This is a genomic window from Candidatus Pseudothioglobus sp. uisw_142, assembly GCF_059512465.1.
This window is the reverse complement of record NZ_CM183452.1, coordinates 348,986-373,607: the sequence shown is the minus strand read 5'-3', so window position 1 is coordinate 373,607 and position 24,622 is coordinate 348,986. Positions and strand designations below refer to the sequence as shown.

24 protein-coding genes and 1 pseudogene are annotated in these 24,622 nt (G+C 31.5%); 3 read left to right on the top strand and 22 right to left on the bottom strand.

Annotated elements, in window-relative coordinates; translation table 11 throughout:
* Window positions 1-34 precede the first annotated feature (34 nt).
* The 6 genes and pseudogenes from AC5YGB_RS01915 to AC5YGB_RS01890 all read right to left on the bottom strand — a co-directional run bounded on the left by AC5YGB_RS01915 (window position 35) and on the right by AC5YGB_RS01890 (window position 7,849).
* On the bottom strand, window positions 35-1,540 hold the full coding sequence (locus AC5YGB_RS01915; protein WP_496137599.1) for a GMC oxidoreductase: 1,506 nt from the start codon (window positions 1,538-1,540) through the stop codon (window positions 35-37).
* 40 nt (window positions 1,541-1,580) lie between these two features.
* Window positions 1,581-3,830 (bottom strand): N-acetylneuraminate synthase family protein, encoded by a 2,250-nt coding sequence (locus AC5YGB_RS01910; RefSeq protein WP_496138002.1) that lies wholly within the window; start codon window positions 3,828-3,830, stop codon window positions 1,581-1,583.
* Between the two features lie 7 nt (window positions 3,831-3,837).
* Window positions 3,838-5,029, bottom strand: a pseudogene (locus AC5YGB_RS01905) (DegT/DnrJ/EryC1/StrS aminotransferase family protein).
* 3 nt (window positions 5,030-5,032) lie between these two features.
* Window positions 5,033-5,770, bottom strand: coding sequence for a cytidylyltransferase domain-containing protein (locus AC5YGB_RS01900; RefSeq protein WP_496137598.1), 738 nt, complete (start codon window positions 5,768-5,770; stop codon window positions 5,033-5,035).
* A 36-nt stretch (window positions 5,771-5,806) separates the two neighbouring features.
* Window positions 5,807-7,219: a mannose-1-phosphate guanylyltransferase/mannose-6-phosphate isomerase gene (locus AC5YGB_RS01895; RefSeq protein WP_496137597.1), complete on the bottom strand. Its 1,413-nt coding sequence runs from the start codon at window positions 7,217-7,219 to the stop codon at window positions 5,807-5,809.
* Between the two features lie 9 nt (window positions 7,220-7,228).
* A complete protein-coding gene (locus tag AC5YGB_RS01890) occupies window positions 7,229-7,849 on the bottom strand; it encodes an SIS domain-containing protein (protein WP_496137596.1) in 621 nt (206 codons plus the stop codon).
* A gap of 442 nt (window positions 7,850-8,291) precedes the next feature.
* On the opposite strand from AC5YGB_RS01890, the gene galU reads away from it, so the two are divergent.
* Genes galU through AC5YGB_RS01875 form a run of 3 tightly spaced genes read left to right on the top strand, consistent with a single transcriptional unit; the run spans window position 8,292 to window position 10,284 of the window.
* Window positions 8,292-9,167, top strand: coding sequence for a UTP--glucose-1-phosphate uridylyltransferase GalU (galU, locus tag AC5YGB_RS01885; protein WP_496137595.1), 876 nt, complete (start codon window positions 8,292-8,294; stop codon window positions 9,165-9,167).
* 41 nt (window positions 9,168-9,208) lie between these two features.
* Complete coding sequence (locus tag AC5YGB_RS01880; protein WP_496137594.1) at window positions 9,209-9,622, top strand: hypothetical protein; 414 nt, start codon at window positions 9,209-9,211, stop codon at window positions 9,620-9,622.
* Window positions 9,623-9,630: 8 nt separating this feature from the next.
* Window positions 9,631-10,284, top strand: coding sequence for a hypothetical protein (locus tag AC5YGB_RS01875; RefSeq protein ID WP_496137593.1), 654 nt, complete (start codon window positions 9,631-9,633; stop codon window positions 10,282-10,284).
* A gap of 86 nt (window positions 10,285-10,370) precedes the next feature.
* Here the strand turns inward: AC5YGB_RS01875 and AC5YGB_RS01870 are convergent, their stop codons facing one another.
* From AC5YGB_RS01870 to AC5YGB_RS01795, 16 genes are all read right to left on the bottom strand, one after another.
* Complete coding sequence (locus tag AC5YGB_RS01870) at window positions 10,371-12,290, bottom strand: acyltransferase family protein (RefSeq protein WP_496137592.1); 1,920 nt, start codon at window positions 12,288-12,290, stop codon at window positions 10,371-10,373.
* Window positions 12,291-12,310: 20 nt separating this feature from the next.
* Window positions 12,311-14,152, bottom strand: coding sequence for a polysaccharide biosynthesis protein (locus tag AC5YGB_RS01865; RefSeq protein WP_496137591.1), 1,842 nt, complete (start codon window positions 14,150-14,152; stop codon window positions 12,311-12,313).
* 179 nt (window positions 14,153-14,331) lie between these two features.
* The gene (locus AC5YGB_RS01860; protein ID WP_496137590.1) at window positions 14,332-14,892 is read right to left on the bottom strand and encodes a sugar transferase; all 561 of its coding nucleotides are present in this window, start codon (window positions 14,890-14,892) and stop codon (window positions 14,332-14,334) included.
* A 54-nt stretch (window positions 14,893-14,946) separates the two neighbouring features.
* A complete protein-coding gene (locus tag AC5YGB_RS01855; protein WP_496137589.1) occupies window positions 14,947-16,044 on the bottom strand; it encodes a glycosyltransferase in 1,098 nt (365 codons plus the stop codon).
* Between the two features lie 20 nt (window positions 16,045-16,064).
* Window positions 16,065-16,976, bottom strand: a complete 912-nt coding sequence (locus tag AC5YGB_RS01850; RefSeq protein WP_496137588.1) for an NAD-dependent epimerase/dehydratase family protein — start codon at window positions 16,974-16,976, stop codon at window positions 16,065-16,067.
* Window positions 16,973-17,854 (bottom strand): glycosyltransferase, encoded by an 882-nt coding sequence (locus AC5YGB_RS01845; RefSeq protein ID WP_496137587.1) that lies wholly within the window; start codon window positions 17,852-17,854, stop codon window positions 16,973-16,975. The genes AC5YGB_RS01850 and AC5YGB_RS01845 overlap by 4 nt, the downstream gene beginning before the upstream one ends.
* A gap of 33 nt (window positions 17,855-17,887) precedes the next feature.
* Complete coding sequence (locus AC5YGB_RS01840) at window positions 17,888-18,943, bottom strand: N-acetylneuraminate synthase family protein (RefSeq protein WP_496137586.1); 1,056 nt, start codon at window positions 18,941-18,943, stop codon at window positions 17,888-17,890.
* Window positions 18,921-19,937, bottom strand: coding sequence for a hypothetical protein (locus tag AC5YGB_RS01835; RefSeq protein ID WP_496137585.1), 1,017 nt, complete (start codon window positions 19,935-19,937; stop codon window positions 18,921-18,923). Before AC5YGB_RS01835 ends, AC5YGB_RS01840 begins: the two co-directional genes overlap by 23 nt.
* Window positions 19,934-20,803: an NAD-dependent epimerase/dehydratase family protein gene (locus AC5YGB_RS01830; protein WP_496137584.1), complete on the bottom strand. Its 870-nt coding sequence runs from the start codon at window positions 20,801-20,803 to the stop codon at window positions 19,934-19,936. Before AC5YGB_RS01830 ends, AC5YGB_RS01835 begins: the two co-directional genes overlap by 4 nt.
* The gene (locus tag AC5YGB_RS01825; RefSeq protein WP_496137583.1) at window positions 20,796-21,239 is read right to left on the bottom strand and encodes a hypothetical protein; all 444 of its coding nucleotides are present in this window, start codon (window positions 21,237-21,239) and stop codon (window positions 20,796-20,798) included. Before AC5YGB_RS01825 ends, AC5YGB_RS01830 begins: the two co-directional genes overlap by 8 nt.
* Complete coding sequence (locus AC5YGB_RS01820) at window positions 21,220-21,729, bottom strand: hypothetical protein (RefSeq protein WP_496137582.1); 510 nt, start codon at window positions 21,727-21,729, stop codon at window positions 21,220-21,222. The genes AC5YGB_RS01825 and AC5YGB_RS01820 overlap by 20 nt, the downstream gene beginning before the upstream one ends.
* A gap of 545 nt (window positions 21,730-22,274) precedes the next feature.
* On the bottom strand, window positions 22,275-22,670 hold the full coding sequence (locus tag AC5YGB_RS01815) for a methyltransferase domain-containing protein (protein ID WP_496137581.1): 396 nt from the start codon (window positions 22,668-22,670) through the stop codon (window positions 22,275-22,277).
* A gap of 13 nt (window positions 22,671-22,683) precedes the next feature.
* Window positions 22,684-22,965 (bottom strand): hypothetical protein, encoded by a 282-nt coding sequence (locus AC5YGB_RS01810; protein ID WP_496137580.1) that lies wholly within the window; start codon window positions 22,963-22,965, stop codon window positions 22,684-22,686.
* Window positions 22,962-23,108 carry a hypothetical protein gene (locus AC5YGB_RS01805; protein ID WP_496138033.1) on the bottom strand — a complete coding sequence of 49 codons (147 nt, stop codon included), beginning with the start codon at window positions 23,106-23,108 and terminating at the stop codon, window positions 22,962-22,964. Before AC5YGB_RS01805 ends, AC5YGB_RS01810 begins: the two co-directional genes overlap by 4 nt.
* 31 nt (window positions 23,109-23,139) lie before the next feature.
* Window positions 23,140-23,550, bottom strand: a complete 411-nt coding sequence (locus AC5YGB_RS01800; protein ID WP_496137579.1) for an ATP-binding cassette domain-containing protein — start codon at window positions 23,548-23,550, stop codon at window positions 23,140-23,142.
* Complete coding sequence (locus AC5YGB_RS01795) at window positions 23,528-24,619, bottom strand: ABC transporter ATP-binding protein (protein ID WP_496137578.1); 1,092 nt, start codon at window positions 24,617-24,619, stop codon at window positions 23,528-23,530. The genes AC5YGB_RS01800 and AC5YGB_RS01795 overlap by 23 nt, the downstream gene beginning before the upstream one ends.
* Window positions 24,620-24,622: the final 3 nt, after the last annotated feature.

Below are 24,622 nucleotides of genomic sequence, written 5' to 3'. Positions count from 1 at the left end.
ATATTCAAACAATTTTAACATGAAGTTATATCTACTATTCATTAGACAAGAAATTCTGATTAATAAATTTCTTGGCAAAAATATCAGCAAGCAATACAACAGAAGAATGGATGTTACTTGCAGCATATTTATTAAAAACACTTGCATCGCATACATACAAGCTACACGTATTATGAACACCAAAGTTAGAATTAATTGCATCATGTGAACCTCCAATTAAGTGGTACCCACTATAAAAGTTTTTAAAAATATATTTTTCAGGACTATTTACAATTTCATTCTCATCTACTATATTTAAAATATTTTTACTCATTTCATCAGATCTAAGTAATTTTAAACAAAACTTTAGGGCTGACTTTAAAAGATCAATATCCTCTTTTTTTGAAAGATACATTGGATTCACGATATCACCTTCCCCATTCAATTCAACTAGTCCTTTGGACTGTGGTTTTATTGCAGTTATAGAAATTGAAAAACCAGGTTGAATAGTACTAAACAACTTGCCATCACTCCCATGCCTCCCTGTTTCACTAAATTGAACTATTTGAATCCTAGTATCAATTTCCCCATCTCCATCTAAATCAAGATGGGCTGCTGATGTTGCACCTGTTCCAATCATTAAAGTAGTTTTTCCAGAAAAATGATTTATTAATAATTGTAATTTTTTATAAAAACTACCAGAAATTTCATTCAAAGAATTAATACCTTTTTTTGTTAAAATGTTTATTCTCAGATTTGTATGATCTTGAACGTTATTTCCAATTGTTAGATTGCATAAAGGGTTATTCATTGAACTATTGTTTTTTTCATTGAGTAGAATACTACAAGTACCAATAACACCACCACATAAAATAACAAAATCTGAATCAATTATTTTCTTATTAGTTTTTAGCCCTATTGCCTCATTATTATCATTGAATAGTATATTTTCTACTTTTTCACCCATCAGTCTTTTAAAGTATTTCTTTCTAATAAGCGATAAAACTGATGTCCTAAAGAATTTTTGTGAAGTATTAAGAATTGGGCCACAAGCTTCATCGTCAGAGTAATTCATATTACCAGTAGGAATATTTTCATCTCTTAATGCATTGATAAATGCTTTATCAATAATATTTTGGCTAGATGTTTGGAGGCTAATTTTATTCTTAATATTTAAATCAAAAGAGTATAAGTCATTATAGCTTTTGATTAAGTCATCATAATTTGCATTAAACTTTTTCAATATAGCTTTCCATTGTAATTTACTACCCAGCATGTGAACACAGCCATTGATAACAGAGGCGCCACCTAATAAATTTGATTCAAAAAAGGGAATAAAGCGATCTTGAGACAAAACAAGATTGCGTTTAGAAATATATTTAGATTTATTTTTTCTAAGTAAAAGCCCAATGAATAGAGGAATCTTATACCATAATGGATATTTTTTATATTTGCTTTTCTCAATAACAACAACATTAAAATGTTCTTGAATGCGGTTCGCTATTACTAATCCTGCAGTTCCGCCACCTACAATTAAAACTTTCTTTTTTTTGTAAGACATTGACTTTTCTTTATAAGTATTTAATAAGATAGATTTAACATCATAGATATTTTTCTAAAAATTCTAGCGCCTTCCAAAAACCACTCCCCTTCTGCTTGTGACCCTGCCAAACTTCAGGGATAAAACTTAGATGAGGTACCAACTCATCTAAGTTTTTAGATAACTGGATAAAATCTACATTGCCTTCTCCAATTTGCACTCCTTCGCCATCAACACCGAGTGCATCGACAACATGCAGATATGCGATACAGGGACTAATTTTTTTTACAAATTCATCCATTGACCAATTGTAATAGTTACAAGCCATCTGAGAGTGAGAAACATCTAGACAAACTCGATAACCGGTTTCGCTACAAAATTTTGATATTTCATAATGATTTACGAATAAGTTATGATGACTTTGCCCTCCAAAGTGCCATGGAAATGGAGGCATTGTTTGAATTATAATTTCAACACCTGAACTTTTGATTAGATTCAAAGCTTGAGCAATTTTTTTATACATTTTCTTTTTTTCTTGTTCAGAAACGAATCCTGACTCAGAAAAACCACCAACATTTGTAATAATTAAAGGTTTAGACGTACTAGGAAAATATTTCTTAAGTTTTAATGTGGTATCTACAACTTTTTGTAATTCAACAATAGACCTTTCTCTGTAATCATTGTCATTAGAGCAAAGATTGAGTATATGATCTCCACTAAAAAGCTCTGGACTATGTACCTTGAATCCAATTTTATATTTACTATTAAAAATGCTATCAATATCAATTTCTAAGTCCTTATAACTCAGATGAAATTCCACAAAATCTACATTAGTATCCAATATTAAGTTCTCAAAATCATGGTAGCGTACAGGAATTCCAAAAGGCCTATTAAAACTATATTTTCTGGAGTTAATGACAACTTCATCAAGATCTGAACCATGAAAAAAATCACCTTGAAGAAACTTATGCTGAGCAACTTTTCCTATTAGATTATCTATGTGATAGGGTTGCAAGCCCTTTCCTGGGCTTTTAATTTCAATCATATCACGAGTGATTATTTCCCCAGGCAATAAAGTTTGATTTATCACTAAGCTTTTTGCTAAGACTTCACGATTCAAAAACTCCCCCTGAGAAATAGTTCTTTCTAAATCTTGACCCATCATCTCTTCGGTTAGTCGAATCTGTTCAACCATTTTTTTAAATTCATCAGGCAAAAGACTTACCTTGTGGTCATTGCCCTCCATTCTTTTATCAATTGTAAAGTGTTTCTCAACAATCTTAGCACCAAGTGCAACAGCTATTGTTGCTGCTAAATAACCTCTCTCATGCCCAGAGTATCCAACAATTCCCCCTTTACTAATCATTCTTAACTTTGCAATATAACTCAAATTTACATCACGATAAGGAGTGGGGTATGTTGAGTTACAGTGTAAAAGAATATACTGCGCGTTTAGATTGTTGAGAAAAGCTACTGCCTGCTTGATCTCTGCTTCAGTTGACATTCCAGTCGAACAAATCATAGGTTTTTCAGTTTTGGCAATAGCAGCTAACAATTCTAAATTTGTTAAATCTGCCGAGGCAACTTTATAAGCTTGCATTCCATACTCCTCCAAAGCAAATAAACTCTCCAAATCCCAAGGGGTGCACAAAGGTATTTTTCCCTTTTCTTTGCAGTAATCAAAAATTTCAAACAAATCTTCATTCTTAAGTTGAAAACGACTTAATAGATCTAAAGTATATTGCTCACCTAAATCAGCACTGTCATCATTATCATTTCCTTGATTTTTATATAAACTTTTTAAATCCCTCATCTGAAATTTAACGCAATCTGCACCCGAATCACATGCCAAATCTATTAATTTTTTAGCTAGATTTTTATTTCCATTATGATTATTACCAATTTCAGCAATTACAAAGCATGGAGAATCTTGAGTAATAATATGGTCTCCAAATTCTACTGATTTTGATTTTTCTAGTGCTATAGACTCAACTCTCCCATTGAAATCCAAAATTGGAATTATTTTTACTCTTTCTGAGAATTTTGAATAAACTAGTTCTCGGCTGTCTTCAACACTGCATGACACATAATCTTGGTTCATAACAATTGAGATTGGCAAATCTAAGTTTGGCTTTTTTGAGTTTGAAAGCCAGCGTCTGAGATCGCCATCAGTAACAACACCCTGAATTGATCCACTAAGGTCACAAATAAATATTGTGCCGTATTTATTTTTTTCTATTTTGTTAAGACACTCTAGAATGGAACCATCATTTATGAAGATAAATTTTTTTATTGACTTGGTAATAAACATTTTGATTTTACTTATGTCCAGTTCTTCGAAGTTCATTCAAAGAAGTTTTGACAGAACCTAAAAGATAATCGAAATCCTCCTCACCCATCCATTCATGAAAGGGGAATGAAACCATATTGTCAAAAAATAAATCAGTATTTGGGCAATCTGCAACTCCAAACCCCATCTTCTCAAAAAGTGGGTATCTATTCAATGGATAATATTGAACTATAGCCTTGATCCCATATTTTTCAGATAATAACTCAATTAAATTATGATTAGTTTTATTGAATTTTTTTCCATCATATCTTGCAGGCAATAAGTGGTATGAATTTTGAAGTTCATCAGGAGTTCTTTGAAAGACCAGTTCAGGAAAATCATTCATTTCTGAGATAAATTTTTGAGCTCTTTCTCGCCTTTTGTCATTCAAGTTGTCTAGTCGTTTCATCAACTTTGCTCCAAGAGCAGCTTGTACTTCTGTCATAGAAAAATTGAAAGGCCAGACACCCTCCATATCTAAATCAATATTTCCCATTGCAGGCTTCCAATAATGCTTTCTTTCTCCATATGGTGCATGGCCATTATGTCGCAAACCCTTAACCATTGATGCTTTTTGCATCCTTAACTATAAGGATGCCACCTTCACCTAGAGTAGTAATATTTTTTTGTCCATGTAAAGAAAAACATGCGTAATCTCCAAAAGACCCTACCTGATATCCTTGAAATTGCGCACCTAAAGCTTGAGCGCAGTCTTCTACAAGTTGCAAATCATTTATTTCACAAATCTTCGCAATTTGATCCATTTCAGATGCAAGTCCATATAAATGAACTACCACAACCATTTTTGTCTTATTAGTAATTTTCTTTTGAATATCTTTAGGAGAAATAACAAAAGTCTCTGGATCAATATCTGCCCAAACTATTTTGGCACCAGTTCGACCAAAAGGAATAGCTGATGCACAATAAGTATGAGACGGAATAATAACCTCATCTCCTGGACCCAATTTACTTAAAACAGCAATTAATTCTAAAGCGCTTGCTGCACTAGTTAAACCAAATGCATGCTCAACTCCAATATATTTTTTTACACTGTTTTCAAATTCAACCAAGTGCCTTCCCTGTGTTAATGGGTCTGCACTTGTTGCTACATCAATAATTGTTTGTATTTCCTCATCATTGTAATCATGTGCCCGCCCACTCCAATCAATTTTATATTTCATTATTCAGCCTTTATTTTTTAAGTAAATAGAATCATACCAATTCAAAATATCAATTATATGAAAATAAGGATCTTTATGATATAGAAAATCATAAATTTGTTTAATAAATTCATACTGCTCTAGAGTATTGACATCAAGAATAATTTCTGGTCTTCGGAAGTTTTCTGGACATTCGATGGTTCCAACTTCAAACCTAATGTCAACTTGTTTTTGGTCAATATAATTAAAAAAGTTTAGATGAACGTGTTCCCTCCATTCTGGATTTTTACACTCTCTCCAAACTGTTTCTAAAGCATTAAAATCAATCATTTCAGCACCAATTCCGTCTGGATAGCCATTATTAAAAACTTCTGATAAGTTTGATGAAAACGCCTTATTAGATATCCTATGATAATCAATAATACGATCTATCTCGTCAGGCTCTGGCATAGGATTATCTGCTGGTAATCTTCCAACAATAGAAGCATTAAATTCCTTTGCAGTCTGATAATATCGATCAACAAGGTCATCTTCTGAACCCCTATATAAATTAACATCATAACAATTTGCAAGATCTTCTAGTGGGTCATTTTCAAGTGTATCTGGAATTGCAAGTACAATATCATCTATATTCTTACAACGCTTAACCCTTTCAATTAATCTCCCCACTAGTGGTTCACCAGCTAAATCCATTAGTGACTTTTTAGGAAGCCTTGAAGAGCCCATTCTCGCCTGAATAATTAAAACAACTTTATCATTCATAACTAACCTGGTATTTAATGTAAAAAAGTAAAAAAATTACAATCTACCATAAACATCTTCAAATCTTTCAATATCGTCCTCACCTAAGTATGTACCACTTTGAACTTCAATAATTTCAAGAGGCTTGGTAGATTTATTCTCTAAACTATGTTTAACACCGACAGCTATATAAGTTGAATCACCCTCATTCAAGGTAAGAATATCGTCACCATTTATAGCTGTAGCAGTTCCGCTAACTACAACCCAATGTTCTGCTCGTTTATGATGCAGCTGCAAAGACAATTTAGAACCCGGATTGACATGAAGTCTTTTGACCTGAAAATGCGAGCCTGTTTCAATAGAGTCATACCAGCCCCATGGACGATATACTTTTCGATGATTAACCTGCTCTTCTCTTCCTTTCTTTTGAAGTTGTTTGACAATTTTTCTTACTTCATGAGCTTTATTTTTATTAGAAATAAGAATAGCATTGGGTGTGTCAATAATAACCAAATCATGCACATCAATTGTTGCAACCATATGACTAGAGGCATTAATATAGGTATTAGTTGTAGACTCTATAAAAACGTCCCCTTTGATTACATTTCCATTATTATCCTTAATGCCAATATCATGGAGTGATGACCAAGAACCAATATCACTCCAGTTAGCATCTAATGGAACTACAACAACATTATTAGACTTTTCCATAAGAATATAATCAATTGAATCTGAAGGTGATAAAGCAAAAGCTTCTTTTTCTAAACGAATAAAGTCAAGATCTATTGTGGCGTTTGTAACAGCACTACTAACTGCTTCCAAAACATTAGGCGCATACTGATTTAGCTCATGCAACAATGTTTTAGTTTGAAACATAAACATCCCGCTATTCCAAAGGTAGTCACCTTGATCTAAAAAATGTTGCGCTTGAGTAAAGTTTGGTTTTTCAACAAATTCTTTAACTTTATATGCACCATCATGATAATCTTTAGTAGATTGTATATAGCCAAACCCAGTATTAGCTTCTGTTGGCACAATGCCAAAAATTGCTAGCTTTCCATTCATTGCTTGCTTAGTGGCAATATTAATTGCGGAATGAAATTTCTCAATATCTTGAATAACATGATCTGCTGATAAAACCAATAAAACTGAATTATCAGATATTTGAAGAGATTGCAAAGCTGCTGCTGCAATGGCGGGAGCAGTATTTCTGCCAGTATCCTCAAGCAATATAGTTGGATTAGTTATATCAATGCTTTGACATTGCTCAGCTACCAAAAAACGATGATTTTGATTACAAACAATTATTGGGTCTCCAAGATTCTTCAAACCATTTAAACGAAGCAACGTCTCTTGTAGCAGTGTCTTATCACTTACTAACGATAAGTATTGTTTTGGATATTCCTTACGAGATAATGGCCAAAGGCGAGTGCCAAATCCACCAGATAGGATAACTGGAATAATTTTCATAAATCTATCTTATGGTTTATTTTGTAAATTAATATGACCACATTCTAGTAATCTATCTTCAATATATTCCATTAAAGCATGGCCAGCAGTAATATGAGCCTCTTGAATTCTTCCTGTATCCTCACTCGGCACTACAAAAAACTCATCGCAATATTCTAAAGCTTTGCCACCGCCACTACCCAAAAAACCAAAGACTTTAATATTCATTTCTTTGGCTGCCTTCATGGCACGAATAACATTCTTTGAATTTCCAGAGGTGGTAATTCCAATTAAGCAATCGCCATCATTTCCAAGAGATATTATTAAGCGCTCATAAAGAAAATCAAAACCAAAATCGTTACCACATGCTGTTATTGTTGATGTATCTTGAGCGAGCGATATTGCTGCAATGCCCTCCCTATTATTCATTGATTTCAAGCGAACAATTAGTTCAGCTGCTAAATGCTGAGCATCTGCTGCAGAGCCACCATTGCCACACAGCATAATCTTTCCGCCATTAATGATTGAGTCTGTTGCTAAATCACCCATTGCTGCTAATGAGTTGAATAACTCATCTTTAACAATCAACTCTTTAGTTTGGATTGAGTTTAAAAATAATTTTTCAATCCTTTTGAGTCCTTGATTAATCAAGCATCACTCCTAAATGTGAATTCATAATCAGTTTGAAATAAATTATCATTTATATCCAATTTACCATATGATACTATTATAAATTAGTTATTATCATCTATGTTTTCATTGCCTGTTCGATTATTTTGTTAACTCTATCTAATCTAGATTAATTATTAAATTAAGACTAAAATATATCTAATTAAATTTTAAGTTTTCATAGCTTCAATTCTGTATATATAATCTTTATTGTCACTGCTGACAAAAACCATATGAAAAAAAAATTATCCAACGAATTTATCAAAAGATATAGAGCATTTTCTAAATCTGATGTTTTTGACAATATAAATGATTACTCTCAAAGTGACTATGAAATATGAAATATGAAATATGAAATATGCAGAATGGTAAGACTAATTCAGTTAGATTCTAATTTTATTAGTTTAGAAAAAATAAAAAAACCGTGATAAGCACTTGTCTATTTCCTGCAGCTGGATTCGGCACTCGATTTTTGCCTGCAACAAAAGCAGTCCCTAAAGAAATGTTACCAATTCTTACTAAGCCTTTATTACAATATGGAGTAGAAGAGGCATTGAGTGCAGGCTTAAAGAATATGGCTATAGTAACTGGACGTGGAAAGCGTGCAATTGAAGATCACTTTGATAATGCTTACGAACTAGAGTCACAACTAACAGGTACACCAAAAGAACATTATCTTGATGAAATCAAAAATGTCATTGAGAAGGCAACTTTTACATATGTACGACAGAGACAAATGCTTGGCCTTGGTCATGCAATATTAACAGGTGAACCTCTTGTAGGAAATAAACCCTTTGCAGTTATTCTCGCTGACGATTTGTGTCACAATGTTGATGATGGAGTCACATCTCAATTAATTGAAATCTATAAAAAATATAAATGCTCTGTTATAGCTATACAAGAAGTTCCTTTATCTCAAGTAGAAAATTATGGAGTAATATTTGGAGAGTCTATCAACAACATGAATGATACTTTTAGAGTGACCAATATGCTTGAAAAACCAAAACCAAAAGATTTGATTGGTTCTGTTAGTAATGGAATCAATCTTGATAGTGCTGAAAATTTTAATGCAATTGTTGGTCGTTATATATTAACTCCAGATATTTTTGATATTCTAAGGAAAATTAAACCAACAAAAAATGGTGAAATACAAATTACTGATGCTTTGCTTCAGCAAGCCAAAAAAGGCAAGGTCATTGCGTATAAATTTAAAGGCAATCGTTTTGATTGTGGAAGTGTCAGAGGTTATTTAGAGGCAACTAATCATTTCGCAAACATTCAAGGTATCGGCAACAATTAATTAGATTTATGTTTAATTTATTTATTATGTGAGAGGGTGTTATGTCTAAAGTTTATAAATACTTATGGCCTAGATTCAAATCTCTTGGCAAGTTTTTTCTTTTCAGAGATGAGAAGCGTTTTTATGGAGAATATTATGGAACCTTAAGCTTTTTTAAGCTAATTTTTCTCAATATATTTTCTCCCGGAAGGCTTATTACAAGAATAAGATTTAAACGTTTTCCGATTCAAAATCCAACTACAAAAATTGCAAATGACTCTCTTGTGATTAATAGTGATGAAGTTGATCCTGAAAATCTAGCGAATTTGACAGCAGATACAATAAGAAAACATGGTGCTGCTGTTGTTGATGGATTCTTTTCTGAAGATTATTTAGAGGAGTTTAGAAAAAACATTCTTCTTTCTTTCCTCCATCAATTGGTGAGTCTAATGAAGATACTCCAGAGGATTGGATAAGTAATTCAATGTCTTTAGATATTCAAGACTTATGGATGAACGAATTTATAGTAAAGGTAATGCAAAATTATATTGGACGCCTTCCTTATGCTCGAAATTATCCATTTGTAAGAGAGGTTCGACCTCGTCGAAAAACAACAAGCCTTGATAGGAGTAGTAGGCCAACACCTGCAGACTCTCGGCAAGAATATACTGCTGTTGCATGGCATGTTGATCATTCATGCCTAATTCAAGCAGCGGTATATTTTGATGATGTTGTTCTTGAAGGCAATCATATGGAAATTCTTTCAGGCAGTCATAAACTCCCATGCACCTCAGCACCTCTTTCTGATGAGACTATTGAAAACAGTAAATGGGATTCAAAAGTTCTTCCATGTATTGGTAAAAAAGGGTCAATTCAGTTTCACTGTGGCAATGTTGTGCATCGTCTCAACGCAAAACCACATGCTTCAAGATGTTGGCTAAAGTTTGAATATACTTCTGGTCCAAATATCTTATTCTCTCCAACTGGCATTGCTAGACTAATTAGTGGTAACACTCAATATGAGGATCTTACTCCAGAAAGACAACATATCCTTAGTGGCTTAATTCCTCCAAAACTCTTTAAAGGATATGAGCCTCATCGTGGAGGGTTCATTCCAGTTAAATACAAAGGAATATGAATTTTCTTTTTGAGTTTATTTGAATTAAATTATTTAAATCCAATATATAAATTAATTTTATAAGAATATCTCTTTGAGAGTTTCCCTTAATTTTTCAGCGCCAAACATACATTAAAAGTGATTATCATCATAATAATAACTATGAGTATTTGTTCCAAATGAGCATACAGAATTTTGACAAAAATATCTCCAATATAATAAAAATTTATGTCATCTGTTTTATTCATAAATATATCTTTTGTAATTTTTTCTAAATTACTAAAATCTCTATGTTTAACCGATAACTCCTGAATACTTCCTAGTCCTTTTTTAATTCGAAAATAAAGGCTTTCTGGATTTTTCAACTGATAAGGGGGTTGTGATATTATATGAATTGGAATATTGCTAGCTAAATATTTTTGAGCAGTCAAATCTAAACCATTTCTAAATGAATTGATACTTTCTTCTGATGAATATGGTCCTTGATCTGAGTTTGAAATAAACTGGAAAGAAGAACTATCATATGCGCCATTTGTGTAAAAAGCCCATTTTGATGAAAGTATTATGCCTTTAATCTTACTATCTTTAGCAAATTGAGCAACCCTGTCATTTAATAAATTACAGTTATTTTCATATTGATCATTTCTATTAACGTGGACCCCTAAAAATGGGATACAACCAGAGGAGCCCGTATAAAATATACTAAGATTATTTTTTATACCCATATCATCAACTAACTCTTTAAGTGATAGAGAATGAGAATCACCAAATAAAATAAAATCTATATTGGTCTTAGATTCACCTAAATAACACCCCCAGTTATCATTGATATGATTAAACGGAATGTCAAAACATTCTTCTGCACTTGGCCTATCAAATGAACGGATCAATTCTTCTTCAAAATTAACACGCTGAGGAAAACCACTTTCTTTATGAAGACCAAAACCAACTAAGCTATAAAAAATTATTCCAAAAAGAGCAAAATTGAACACTGTACTCTTGGAGATTCTATTTTTATTTCTAAATGGACTCTCTATCCATCGCCAACTTATATAAGCCATAACTAAAGAAAAAAAACATAAGATGATTAGTAAATAGTCTGAGATTTCAAAAAGAAATCTATGACGTGCAAATGCAAATATTGGCTGATGCCATAGATATGCACTGTATGAAATTAATCCAACTTTCACTAATGGTGAAAAACTTAACAACTTATGAGTTAAGGTTTTAGGAACTGCAGAGAGGATTAACAAAGCTGTTCCAATTACTGGAATCAATGTATAAAAACTTGGAAAAGGAGTTGATTCATCAAAAATAATAATCGCGTACGCAATCATTCCAAAACCAAGTAAGCTAAATAATTGATTTAGTAGATTGGATTTTAGGTAGCTTTTTTTATTAATATATAATGCAAGAAAGACTCCAATTAATAACTCCCACCCTCTTGTAGGTAATAAATAAAATGCAGCATTAGGTTTGTTATAAGCTCCCCAATTTGCCAGACCTAAGCTGATTATAAAAACTATCGTTAATATAGCTACAATCCACTTAAGCCCCAAATGCCAAGTGACCAGAAGAAAGAGAGGGAAAAGAATATAATATTGCTCTTCAACTGCCAAACTCCAAGTATGAAGGAGTGGTTTAAGCTCAGCTGCAGTATCAAAGTATCCACTTTCTAACCAAAAGAGGATATTAGATGAAAAAGTAGAGGTTGCTATCAAACTTTGGCCAAAGTCCTTAAGGTCATTTGGAGTTAACCAAAACCAGGCAAAAGGTAAACTCAAGAACATCACAAAAAATAGCGCTGGCAAAATTCGACGCGCTCGACGCTCATAGAAATTAAGAATGCTGAATTTATTTTCAGACATTTCTGTAATAATAATTGTGGTAATTAAATAGCCACTAATCACTAGAAAAACATCTACGCCAATAAATCCACCACTAAAGAATTCAAATCCAGCATGAAAAAAAATAACAGGCAGAACTGCTAGTGCTCTTAATCCATCAATTTCAGATCTATATTTCATAACCTTAATAGATTAAATAATTAATCTTTATGGGGAGTGTTTGGAATAAATTCTGGTACGATTTGATTTAGTAACTTTTTAATTTTTTTCTGTTCATCATTATTTGCAGCGTATGTGAGATCTTCTAACATTGGTTTTAAAATATCCCAAGCTATCATTTTCTCTCGAGCACGCATAATCATCTTGTTGTTTGTTATTGAAACATTATCACCAACCAGTAGCTCTTCATAGAGCTTCTCACCAGGTCTTAAGCCAGTAAATTGGATTTCTATATCTCCATCCTGATTATCCTCATCTAATACCTCTAATCCACTAAGATGAATCATTTTAACTGCTAAGTCATAAATCTTTACAGGGTCTCCCATATCTAAAACAAAAACATCTCCTCCTTGCCCCATTGCACCGGCTTGAAGAACTAATTCTACTGACTCAGGAATAGTCATAAAATAACGAACCACATTTACATCAGTCACAGTTATTGGTCCACCCTCCCGAATTTGCTTTTTAAACAAAGGTATTACTGAGCCACTGGAGCCAAGGACGTTTCCAAATCGAACCATTGTAAAACATGTATTATGATCTCGCACTGCAAATGACTGTAAAACTAATTCTGCAACACGCTTAGTTGCTCCCATTATATTGGTAGGTCTAACAGCTTTGTCAGTAGAAATTAACACAAATGTACCTACATTTGCGTCAATTGCTGCTTCTGCTATAGCCATTGTACCAACTGAGTTATTAAGAACTCCTTCAGCTGGGTTTTGCTCAACTAGAGGAACATGTTTGTAAGCAGCAGCGTGATATATAGTTTCAACTTTGTATTTTTTAAAAATCCTTATGAGTTGGCTCTTAGAGCGCACTGAACCAATAATTGGTATTAGGTCAACACCTGAAATACCAATGTTAATAATTTCTTGTTCAATTTGATAGAGTGAGGCTTCACTAATATCAAATAGAATTAATATTTTTGGCTTTAAATATAATATCTGTCGGCAAAGTTCTGATCCAATTGAACCACCTGCGCCAGAAACCATAATGACCTTATTAGTTATTTTAATCTTGAGTAAAGATTCATCTGGTTCTACTGGTATTCTGCCTAATAAATCTTCAGTATCAATTTCTAGTAAATCGTCAATTTTTACCCTTCCCCCTGTAAGGTCTGCAACACTTGGCAAAATCTTAACATGAATGGAAAAAAAACTTAATTTTTCAATTATCTTATTACGCTTTTTACGTGAAATAGAGGGCAATGCTAAAAAAATATCAGTAATATTATTTTTTTTAATTAATTTTTCAATATCGTTGTGTGAAAATACTGGAATATTATTTATATAAGCCCTATCCTTAGCTAAATTATCATCAATATAAGCAATATGCATATATTCTGAAGATAATTGTAAGGCATGTGAAAGTTCTCTACCAGAAGATCCAGCACCATAAATAACTACATTATTTTTTTCTCCAACTTGCAAAACTTGCTCATCTGCAAATATACGTCTTGCTAATAATCTTGAACTACCAATTGCAATAAGGACTAACATCCAATTTATCAATATTACTGATCTTGGTATTCCTTCTGCTGTCATTGGAAGAGAATTCCATCTTGAGAACTCATAACCTACAAGGCCCCAAATTACCGCATAGAGTGTAATAGCTTGAGTAATTGACCATAGAGCCTTAGCCCCCAAATACCTAACAACAGAACGATACAATCGGAAAGTAACAAAAATAGGAATAGCAATAGCAGGCGCAATGAAGATAACCCAAACAACAATATCTTGTGGCCAATACAAATAACCCAATCTGATAGAAAACGAACCCAATAATGCAAGAGTGACCAGAATCGAATCACTTAGTACCATAATCAATTGCTTTGCAAAGCGATTTAGATGAATTATTTTATTTAGTATTGATTTGAACAATTAGATAGGCCTTTTTTTCATCGAAAAAATTGTTTGAGAATTCTAAAGTATTTTTTCAAATATCTACTTAATTAACATTTGAAAAAATATATATTATAGTTTAATTTAAACTAGATACTTTAATGAGACACTCCCTTTCTTTTGATTACTTTCAGGAAAGTCATCCAAAGTATTTTTATATCAAACAATAATGACTTTCTATGTAGATATTCTACCTCAAAAGCAACTTTCTCAGGAATTGATAAATCATCTCTTCCATTAACTTGTGCCCATCCAGTTAATCCAGGCAGCAAAACACCTAAACCATTCTTATTTCTTAGTTCTATAAGATCTTTCTGATTAAAAAGAGCAGGACGAGGTCCTACAAAACTCATATCTCCTTTAAAAATAGAAAATAGTTGTGGAAGCTCATCTAGGCTAGTACGACGAAGAAACCTACCAAATGGGAACAGAAATTCTTCAGGGTTATTCATAAGGTGGGTAGCAACTTGTGGAGTATCAACACGCATAGATCTAAATTTAGGCATCCAAAATAATTTTCCATTTTTGCCAACTCTTTTAGACCAAAATATTATTGGACCTCTAGAAGAAATGAAAATCATCAGAGCAATTAACAGCATCGGGAACGATAAAAATATTAAAAATATCAAACTTAATAGTATGTCTAGTTTTTTTTTCACAAGCTATAATAAAGTAAGTTTAATTTTAATGCACTAAAAAATATACTCAAACACCTAGGAAGAGTTTTGTATTAATATTTTATATTGTTTAATAATTTCTTTTGTAATAAAATCTTTTGAAAAACTTTCTTGAGCCCTTAATCTTGCAGCCTTTCCCATTTTTTTTCTAAGTTTTTCATCATTAATTAGAGCTCTTATAGAGCTTGCAAGAGCTTCATAGTCTTTTGGCTCAATTAGGATACCAGTTTGACCATCAATTACAGCATCAATAAGTCCATAAATATTTGTTCCAATTGATGGTATACCACAGGCTGCTGCTTCAATTACTGCTGTTCCAAAACCTTCTCTGTAACTTGGCAAGCAAAATAAATCAGCTGATTTCATAAAATTTTCAGGCGCTTCTGTGTAAGGAAAAAAACTTACCCCATTAACTTTTTCAAGCTTATCTTGCAAGCTATCTTCATCTGGCCCAACACACCAGAGAGCTGAGTTTTCAAATTCTTGATGAATTATTGAAAAAGCTTTTAGCAACTCAAGAATACCCTTATCTTTTTTTATTCGCCCAACAAAAAGAAGAATGAAAGTTGAATCATTAAATCCAAATTTATTTCTCATTTCGGACCTAACTTCAGCATCAAACTTAAAACGTTCTAAGTCTACTCCACTAATTGATCCTTCACCAATGACTAGTGCCTTTGATTTTGATATGATGTTATCATTTTCTAGAAATGTAAGCTGTGATTGACTATCTACGAAAATTTTTGTTGCTAATAAATAAATTGCCTTATCAAAAGTACGCAATAAATTCCTAAGAATGCCTTTTTTTGTTGCCCAAGGCTGACCGGTATATGTGTTAATTCTAACTGGAACTCTTACAAGCCAAGAAGCAAGCATTGCAATGAAGCCTGCTTTGGGTGAAACTGAATGAACTAAAGTAAATTTTTCTCTGTGAAGAAAGCTCATTAATAGAAACAAAGCCTTAATATCACTAAATAATTCTATTTCTCTTTGAATTGGAATATTTTTTAAATTTGCAAAATTTGAAATTTCTTTTAGTAAATGTTTCTTACTACTTAGATTTGCCACAATAGTAACATCATAAAAGTCTGATAACTTCTCAATCTGATCAGCTAAAAAAACATTAGCGGTCATTGGTGAAGAAACTACTATTGCTATTTTAATTTTGCTAGTAATTGGAAGTGCTCCTCTAATTGAGAACTAAATTCGAAATTTAATTCATCAATTATTTTTTTTGAGTCATATTGATTTTTAGTTGTTAAAGCATCAACTCTTGAAAGTGTCAAAGGAAACCCAGGAAATTTTTCAAAAAGCTTTACTAATATACGAACTGGAAGTTCAGGAATTCGAGGAATTTTTCGATCAATTTCCAAACCTAGCATTATGGCATTAACCATCTCTTCAACTGAAATAGTTTGTGAGATATTATAAACTTTTCCTAAAGACTGATTTGATTTTGCACAACACATCAACGCACTTGCTACATCACTAACATGAACATAATTGGCTAGAGAGGATTTTTTTCCTAAATACACAAAATAACCTTTTTTAATCATGTTGATAAGATGAAAAATAGATTGATTTCTCATAAATTCACCAATCACATTTGAGGGCCTCAAAATTACAAAAGGAACTCCACTATTGATAACAATCTCTTCAGATTCAGCTTTAGTTTCTTCATACAACCCATAAGGATTTACAATAGAATTTTCTGTAATTACTCCTCTACTATGAGGCCCATAGACACCAACACTGCTCAGCTGAAGCCACCTACCTATTCTTCCCTTCGAGGCATTAACTAAAGCTTGAGTGCCATCAACATGCAGTTTCCGCATCATCAATTCATTATTATACTCACCTGCACAATGGTAAAGGACATCTGCACCATCCAGAAAATTAGAAAAGTTACTATTATTTTTTGCTAAATCTCCAATAAAAACTTTAGCTTTATTTTTTCTAAATTTATTTTCCCTAGAAAGAATCCTTACTTCATCATTTTCCTTAAGATGTTTTTCTACAAGACAGCTCCCAATAAAACCTCTTCCACCAGTAATAGCAACTATCATCGTCTTAAAAGCTTAAGAATTAACTTATTAGATATTGGCAAAAAGGTTAAGAAATAAAGTAATAAGTACTCATACCTTAAAGAAATTAAGGGTTTAATTTTTTTACGAGCCTGACATACTTCATTACTATAAATTAACGCAACTGCGTCATAATATTCTGATTTACCATAAGCTTGCATAAATTCTTTACTAAACTTTTTTTTCAAACCTGGTTGGCTCTCTTCAATTGCTTCAAGAGCTCTACGAACCTCGGTTCCAGCTATAAATAAAGTCTTCTCAGACAAAGAATTTTTTACTACTCTGTAACTGACAATAAAATCTTTTACTACTCCAATAGACATTTGAGAGGCAATTTGCATAAATAATTTGTAATCTGGACAATATTTAAAACCTATGTCAAATTCAAGTTCTTTTTCGATTAAAAAAGATTTAAGAAGCATTACACTTTGCATGTTAATTTCATAATGTTTTAACAAACAATTAAACATGTATCCACTTTGATTTTTAACCTTAATCCTTCTAATTTCTTTGTTATCCTCATTGATAGTAATACTGCTACCATATGACATAACCAATTTACTTTTCTCCATTAACTGAATCTGTTTTTCAATTTTATGCGGAAAATACAGATCATCACAATCTAAAAACGCTACATATTTCCCTTTGGCTTTATTTAATGCTAAATTTCGGGCCTCTCCAAGTGGTGTCATTTTTGGCGCCAAAAAGTATCTTAATTTATCATCAAAAGATTTGGCAATAATTGCACTCCCATCTGTAGATGCATTATCCCAAAAAATAATCTCCCAATTAGCATAGGTTTGACTATATATTGATTCAATTGCCTTTTGAAGAAAACGCTCTCCATTGAAGCAGTTCATTATTATACTAACTAATGGCATCATCTAAAATAGTTATAACAAATCATCCCATTGCAAAATATGATCAAAATCAAGATCTTTATTCACGATTCTACCAATAACATCATCCCAGCTTGATGCACTTATTCCTGAAGCTGGACGTTTATAAGTTAAATCCTTTTCCATTATTATGTCCCCTTTACTAAGCTTATTCTGAATAATAATCGAACGCCTCGCGTTCTTTCGAGCTAACTCTTCAGACTCCAATGGTGCTTTTAATTCACTGCCAAAAAGGGAATTAACAAAAGCAATATTTTTAGTTAATTTAGATAAATCTTTCTCATCCATTGAATGCAGGTGATCTCCACCTTTAATCGTTTTATCAAACGTATAATGCTTCTCGATAACCCTCGCACCCATAGTATATGCAGTAGTTAGTACAAGCATATTTTCATCTGCTAATGTATGGTCAGAAAGCCCAATATGACAATTTGGGAATGATTTTGAAAGACTATTCATCATACTTAAATTTGCATTTTCAAACTTTGTAGGATAATTTAGAATACACTGAAGGAGAACAACATCTTTACAATTACTTCTATAAAGTGTTTCTAAAGCAACTTCAATTTCAGACAAAGTAGAGGCCCCCGTAGAAAGAATAACTGGCTTTTTTTTGCTAGCTATATGTCTTAAAAAAGGGGTATTAGTTATATCTGAAGAGGATATTTTATGAAAAGGAACCATTGGATCTATAAAATCTATTGCATCAGAGTCAAACGGTGTAGATAAAAAGTCAATTCCAATAGAATTGGCATATTTCGCAGACTCAATGTAATCTTTATCTGAAAAATGATCCCACTTCTTGAAAAAATCATATTGATTAGTACTTGACTCCATTTTTAAATCCCAATAATAGGGACTATCTTTTGCTGCAATTTTTTCTGCTTTATAAGTTTGAAATTTGACTCCTGTAGCACCTCCATTTTTTGCAGAAAAAATCATTTTTTTTGCCTCTTCAAGTGAATTATTATGATTCACACCAATTTCGGCAATAATATAGGGTAGTGAAGAATTATTATATATTTTATTAGCTAATTTGATGCTCTTCATCGGTATCTCCTTTTATAATTATTTCAATCAACTTTCTTGAAAAGCCAACGTTAAAATTCTTTAAACAATTATCTCTCATTTCCTTTCTCAAAGACTCATTATCAATTAATTTAACTAATGTATCATTAAACTCATTAGGCAATGAGTGATAAAGTCCGATATTAATACTAACACCCAAAGCACTCATTGCCTCTGCAGTTTCAAGCTCTTTTTCAATACCAGTAACATGAATTGCTGGTATTCCCATACTAGCAATCTCAAAAGCCACAACTCCTATTGAAGAAATAGCTATATCAATATCCTCTAAAAAATAACTCATATCGATAATATTTTCATGAATTTCTATTTGATCAGGATATTTATTTATTAAACTGGATAAATGAATTGAATGATTCGATGCTGGACCAATCAAAACATGAAGTACAATTGATTTTCTTTGTAATATAAATTCTAGATCTTTAACTATTTTAGGTGCAATTCCAAAAGGATCCGATCCACCTTGAATAATTAAGACTTTTTCAACCTTACTTTTCCAATTACTTTTTATGTTCTCAAAAGTATTAGAAATTATGTGAAATTTAGGCCCAACATAGTTATGTATAACTTTACTTTTATTAATTCCGAAGTATAGAGGGTTTATAGCAACATTTGATAACTCTCTACTCTCTGACAAATTGTCAATTGTTACTAAAAAATTAGAATTCTTTTTTACCAACTGCATTAAATCAATAGGCACATCTAGTAAATCCAAGATTACTTTATCAAAATTTAACTTCCTTATAGAATTTATATTATGGATTTTGCAAGGATAAACAGATCTACTTTGAAGAATTTCTAAAGCTTTACTTTGATTTTCAAGACCTGAGTCATATAAATAAAATGATATTTCTGTATCAATTTTGAAAAGCTTTATCCAATCAGCTATCGCTAAACATCTAAATAAATGACCAGTTCCTATTTTTCTTCCACCAAAGGTAATAAAAGAAACTTTCAATCTAATTTTACTTGTTTTATGATTTTAGCAATACCATCTTTAATGCTTATTTTAGGTTGCCATTTAAAATCTCTTGAAAATAAAGTGTTATCACAAATACAATCTTGAATTAATATTTTTTTACCGCTATTAACAACATAATTTTCAAACCCTGAGATTTGATCAGAAATTATGCTAACAATTTCTCTTGCACTGTAACTTTTACCACTACCAATATTATAAATATCCAAGCTATTTTTTTTACTTTTAATCACCTTAATTATTCCATCTACTAAATCTCCTACCCATAAATAATCTCTCTTCGCATCATAATCATATATCTCAATACTAGATTTATTTATAGCTGCTTCTACTAATTGAGCAATTAAATAATGATTTGATTGGTTATTACCATAAAGATTGAAAGGTCTTAGTATAGTAATTGGCAAATTATAATAATTTGCATAATCAATACAAAGCTGCTCAGACAAAATTTTAGAGGAAGCATAAGGATTATAGCCTTTAACTTTATGATTTTCATCAATTGGCTGGTATTCTGGCTCACCATAAACATAAGAACTTACATGAATAAATGAAGCGGTGTTTTTTCGTGCAATTTCAAGCAAGTTGAGAGTTGTTAAAAAATTTTCTTTATAGAATCTCTCAGGCTCCTTCCAGCTTAAGTCTATTCCAACTAGCCCAGATAGGTTGACTACAATATCACAGTTTGTAGTACCATATCCTGAAAGGCGTGCAAGATCAAATCCACTTGATTTTGACATAGGAATTATATTATTAAAACCATTTAAGTCAAGTTGCTCTGAAAGGCTACTACCAACAAAACCAGTATGTCCCGCTATTAGAATTGTTTGTTTTTTACTATTCATTATTAACTTTAAAACGAAGAGAGCCTATATGCCCAAATGCAATAATAACTAACAAAAGGAAGTTATTCATAGATAAAAAGAATAAAGGTGGAATACAAGCAAATATAAAAATCAAAGAAGATAATTGGAAGTAATTTTCATTAATATCTTGTTTATCTTTTGACTTTGATTCAAATGAAATTTCTTTTAGATATTGTTTTATATAAGATAAAGAAAAATAATATATAAATATAAAATAAAGAAGCACACAAATGAAAGAATACCCAAATTGATAAAAAAGTAAAACAAAGGTGTTATGCGCATTAACTGTGTAAGAAGCTGATTCTGCATTGCCCAAATCATGAAATGAAGTAAAGTATATTTTTTCAGCATGTCCAAAAATATTTGATACAACATTTATAAATTTTCCCACATAATTAGAGTGCATATCTGCCACTATTAATAGGAAGGAAATCAATAAATGGCCCAAAACCAAAGATTGTATTTCCAGATTCAAATAGATGGACAATTGAAAGATATGAAAAATATATTCTAATTAAAAGTGGGCGAAGAAATGACCCTACTGAAGAGAATGCATCTTCACGATACACTAGTGTATATAAAACTATAAAACCTAGAAAAATAAATGCTAGGATTGAAAATATTCTTATTTTAACTTTAAAAATATCATTACTTGCATCATAAGAAAAGAGAAGATAACCAAACATAAAAAATAAATAACCCAGAAAAATACTTCTTTCACCAGCAAGAAAGATCAACAATGTTGCAATGCTAATATAAAAGTATTTTTGTATCACACTACCAAAAAAAATTACATTAGACATTACGAATAAAGATAATAAACCAACTAATGAGTTATTCATCATAAAAATTCCAGCAAACCTACTGCCCCCAGAATCAAGGATAAAATAATCTAGATAATTCATTTAAACCTAATGTTTTTAAAGCTAAATATAGTAAGCTCTCAAGAAAATAAAATAATGACAATAAATCTTACAAATTTAGAAATTAAAAGAAAATCTTTTCCTCTAAAATAATAGTAAAGTACTAGAAAAACAAATAAATAAAAACAAAATTTGGCATAACCCCATAGACTCATAAAGTCAAAAAAAGAATTATTTAAGCCTCGAAATTATTTCATAATGAATTCCAACAAAGATAAAGAAGCAGAATAAAACACCGATTAATTTTAAAGCATTATTTTTATTTATTACATAAAAACATGGCATTGAAATAATACAAATCAAACACTGAAGAATTAAGGTGCGGTTTGTGCCTGTATTTAAAACATATCCGTTAGAGCCAAAGTATTGCAAAAGAATTAATGAGCTAATAAAATACCCAAGAAAATTAGATAAGATATGAAGAATCAACTTATTTGCCTAAATTTAAAAAACTTAAATATTCTTTTCAAAAACATATAATACTTCTTTAATTTCCCCTGTTTGTTCAAAGTGACTAAATGGCTCTTTCAAAGAAGTTTACAACCATTTCTTCTAAATTCAATTTCCCAGAATCTGGCATAAAGTTCCCTTTCATTTACCAATAAACAAACGTACTTGCTAGTAACCATAGTAAGTTTTTTCACAAGTGGAAATGTTGGATGAACAAGCTCTACAGTTGCTCCCATAGTATAGATTAACTCAAATTCATTATCTTTTGCATTAACCAAAAAGTTTTGAATAGTGTCGCATTTCATTTCAGCCTTGCCTACTAAATCAGGATAGACGCCATAAGAATCATTAATAGCAAGTTGATTTATGTCAATACCTGTCAAATTAGTACATCCATCCTTAGCTAAAACATTTAGAAATCTTCCTACATTACAACCAATATCAAGTATTGGTATGTTTTTATTTGAAATCAATTTTTTTAAATTTTCAATAAGAAAAAAGAGCTTTATCATCAATCTTCATAGGTCGTATAACCTCTATCGCCATCCTTTTTAAAATCAACCCAAAATTTTGCTGAATACATGCTTGGAAAAAACCAAGTCTGTGAGTTATTTTATGAAAAAAAAGTTCAATTTTATTTAATTTCTTTTTACCAATATTACCTTTGAAGGCATTACCTTTGTTAAAGCGCCCATGTATTTTAGGTGAAAAAAATGTATTTACAATTCTCTTAAAAAATAGAAATTTGGGCTTATCTTTAATATTCATAGTGCTATTACCTTATCTGAAATTTTAATAATATCTTCATCATGACTAGAAATAATAATCGCAGCATCTGGCAAATAAGATTTTAAATTATGAATAACTTCAATACTCGTTGTTTTGTCCAAAGATGATGTTGGCTCATCCATAATCAATATATGTGGTTTATTTAATAAAGCTCTAGCTAAACAGACTCTGTATTTTTCTCCCACCAGATAAATTGCTTCCAGATTCACTCAAAATAGTCTCAACACCATTATCCGAAGTTAATACCCTTTTCTTCAACTTAACCACAGATAAAGCTTCATTTATTTCATCAATATCACTAATGGTATTTCTAAAGAAAATTATATTACTCTTCACAGATGCATTAATGATACTTGGAGCCTGAGGCACATAGGATACAGTCGGACTTTCCTTGCTATCTTGTTTGACCGACTTAAAAATAATTTGCCCTTGCACATCAATAACACCTGCTATTTGTTTTAACAATGTAGTCTTTCCGGATCCCGTTTCACCAATTATGCAAGTAAGTTCACCATAATTTATATCAAAATTATGTAGCTTTTTATTCTCTTTTCTTCTTTTCAAAAATATTGCTTACAACATTTTTTAATACAACTGAAGTTCTTGCTGATTCAAAACTAGCATTGTTTTTTGAGATATTTCTTTGGAAATTACGCCTTGGATATTTGAAAATCCTATTTAATTCTTCTAAGGCTACCAAGCCATTTCTAAACCATCCCAAACTCTGAGTGATTCTATTTGCCATTGGAAGAAACCTAAAGCCAGCTAAAATAATAAATATAGCTACAGATTGCTGAATGACTCCAGAATATATTTGAGTAATATAATAGATAGTAAAAACAACTAACACAACAAGGATGGTTTCTAGCATAATCCTTGGCATTTGCATCAAACTTTCAGTCTTACTGTATGCTAATGTCTTTCGTATAAAAACATTTTCTATTCTATCCTTAAATCCTGAAAAGGATTGATACACTGATATCTCATCATGTGCTTTATGAGACTCCTGGATATATTTAATCATTCTTGAATCATATGTTTGCACTTCTTTTGACCAAATAGAAACTCTCTTTTTTATCAAATAGTAACCTAATGAGACCAAAAAAACTATTATTGGAAAAAGCAAAATAGCCTCTGGCTGGTAAAAAATTATGCCAAAAAATAAAAATACAAAAATTATTAATTCAGTTATGAGTACACTAGCCTGAATTAGAAAGGCGTACAAAAAAACAAGTGAATCTCGAGTATGAATTCGAATCAATTTTGAAGATTGTTCTTGAGAATATACATCCGAATCAAAACAAAAATGATAAAGTTCAGAAAGTAATTTAGCGTTTGTTGTAGCAAATATCATCTGCATTGAGTGAATTAAAGCGGCTAAAATTAATCCCCTGATTAAATAAAAACTAAGAAAAAAAAGAGTGATGTTAGTCTTATCTTGCAGAATTGGAAAAAAAATAAAAATTCTCGAAACAAACTCAGAATGCTGATTTTCTTGACCAAACATTACATCTACATAAGGAATAATGGCAAAAATGCCTGCTGCATCAAAAATACCAATTGTAAATGTTATTAGAACCAACTTAATAACAACAGCTTTATTATTCTTATAATAAGTAGTTATATTTAGCATCTA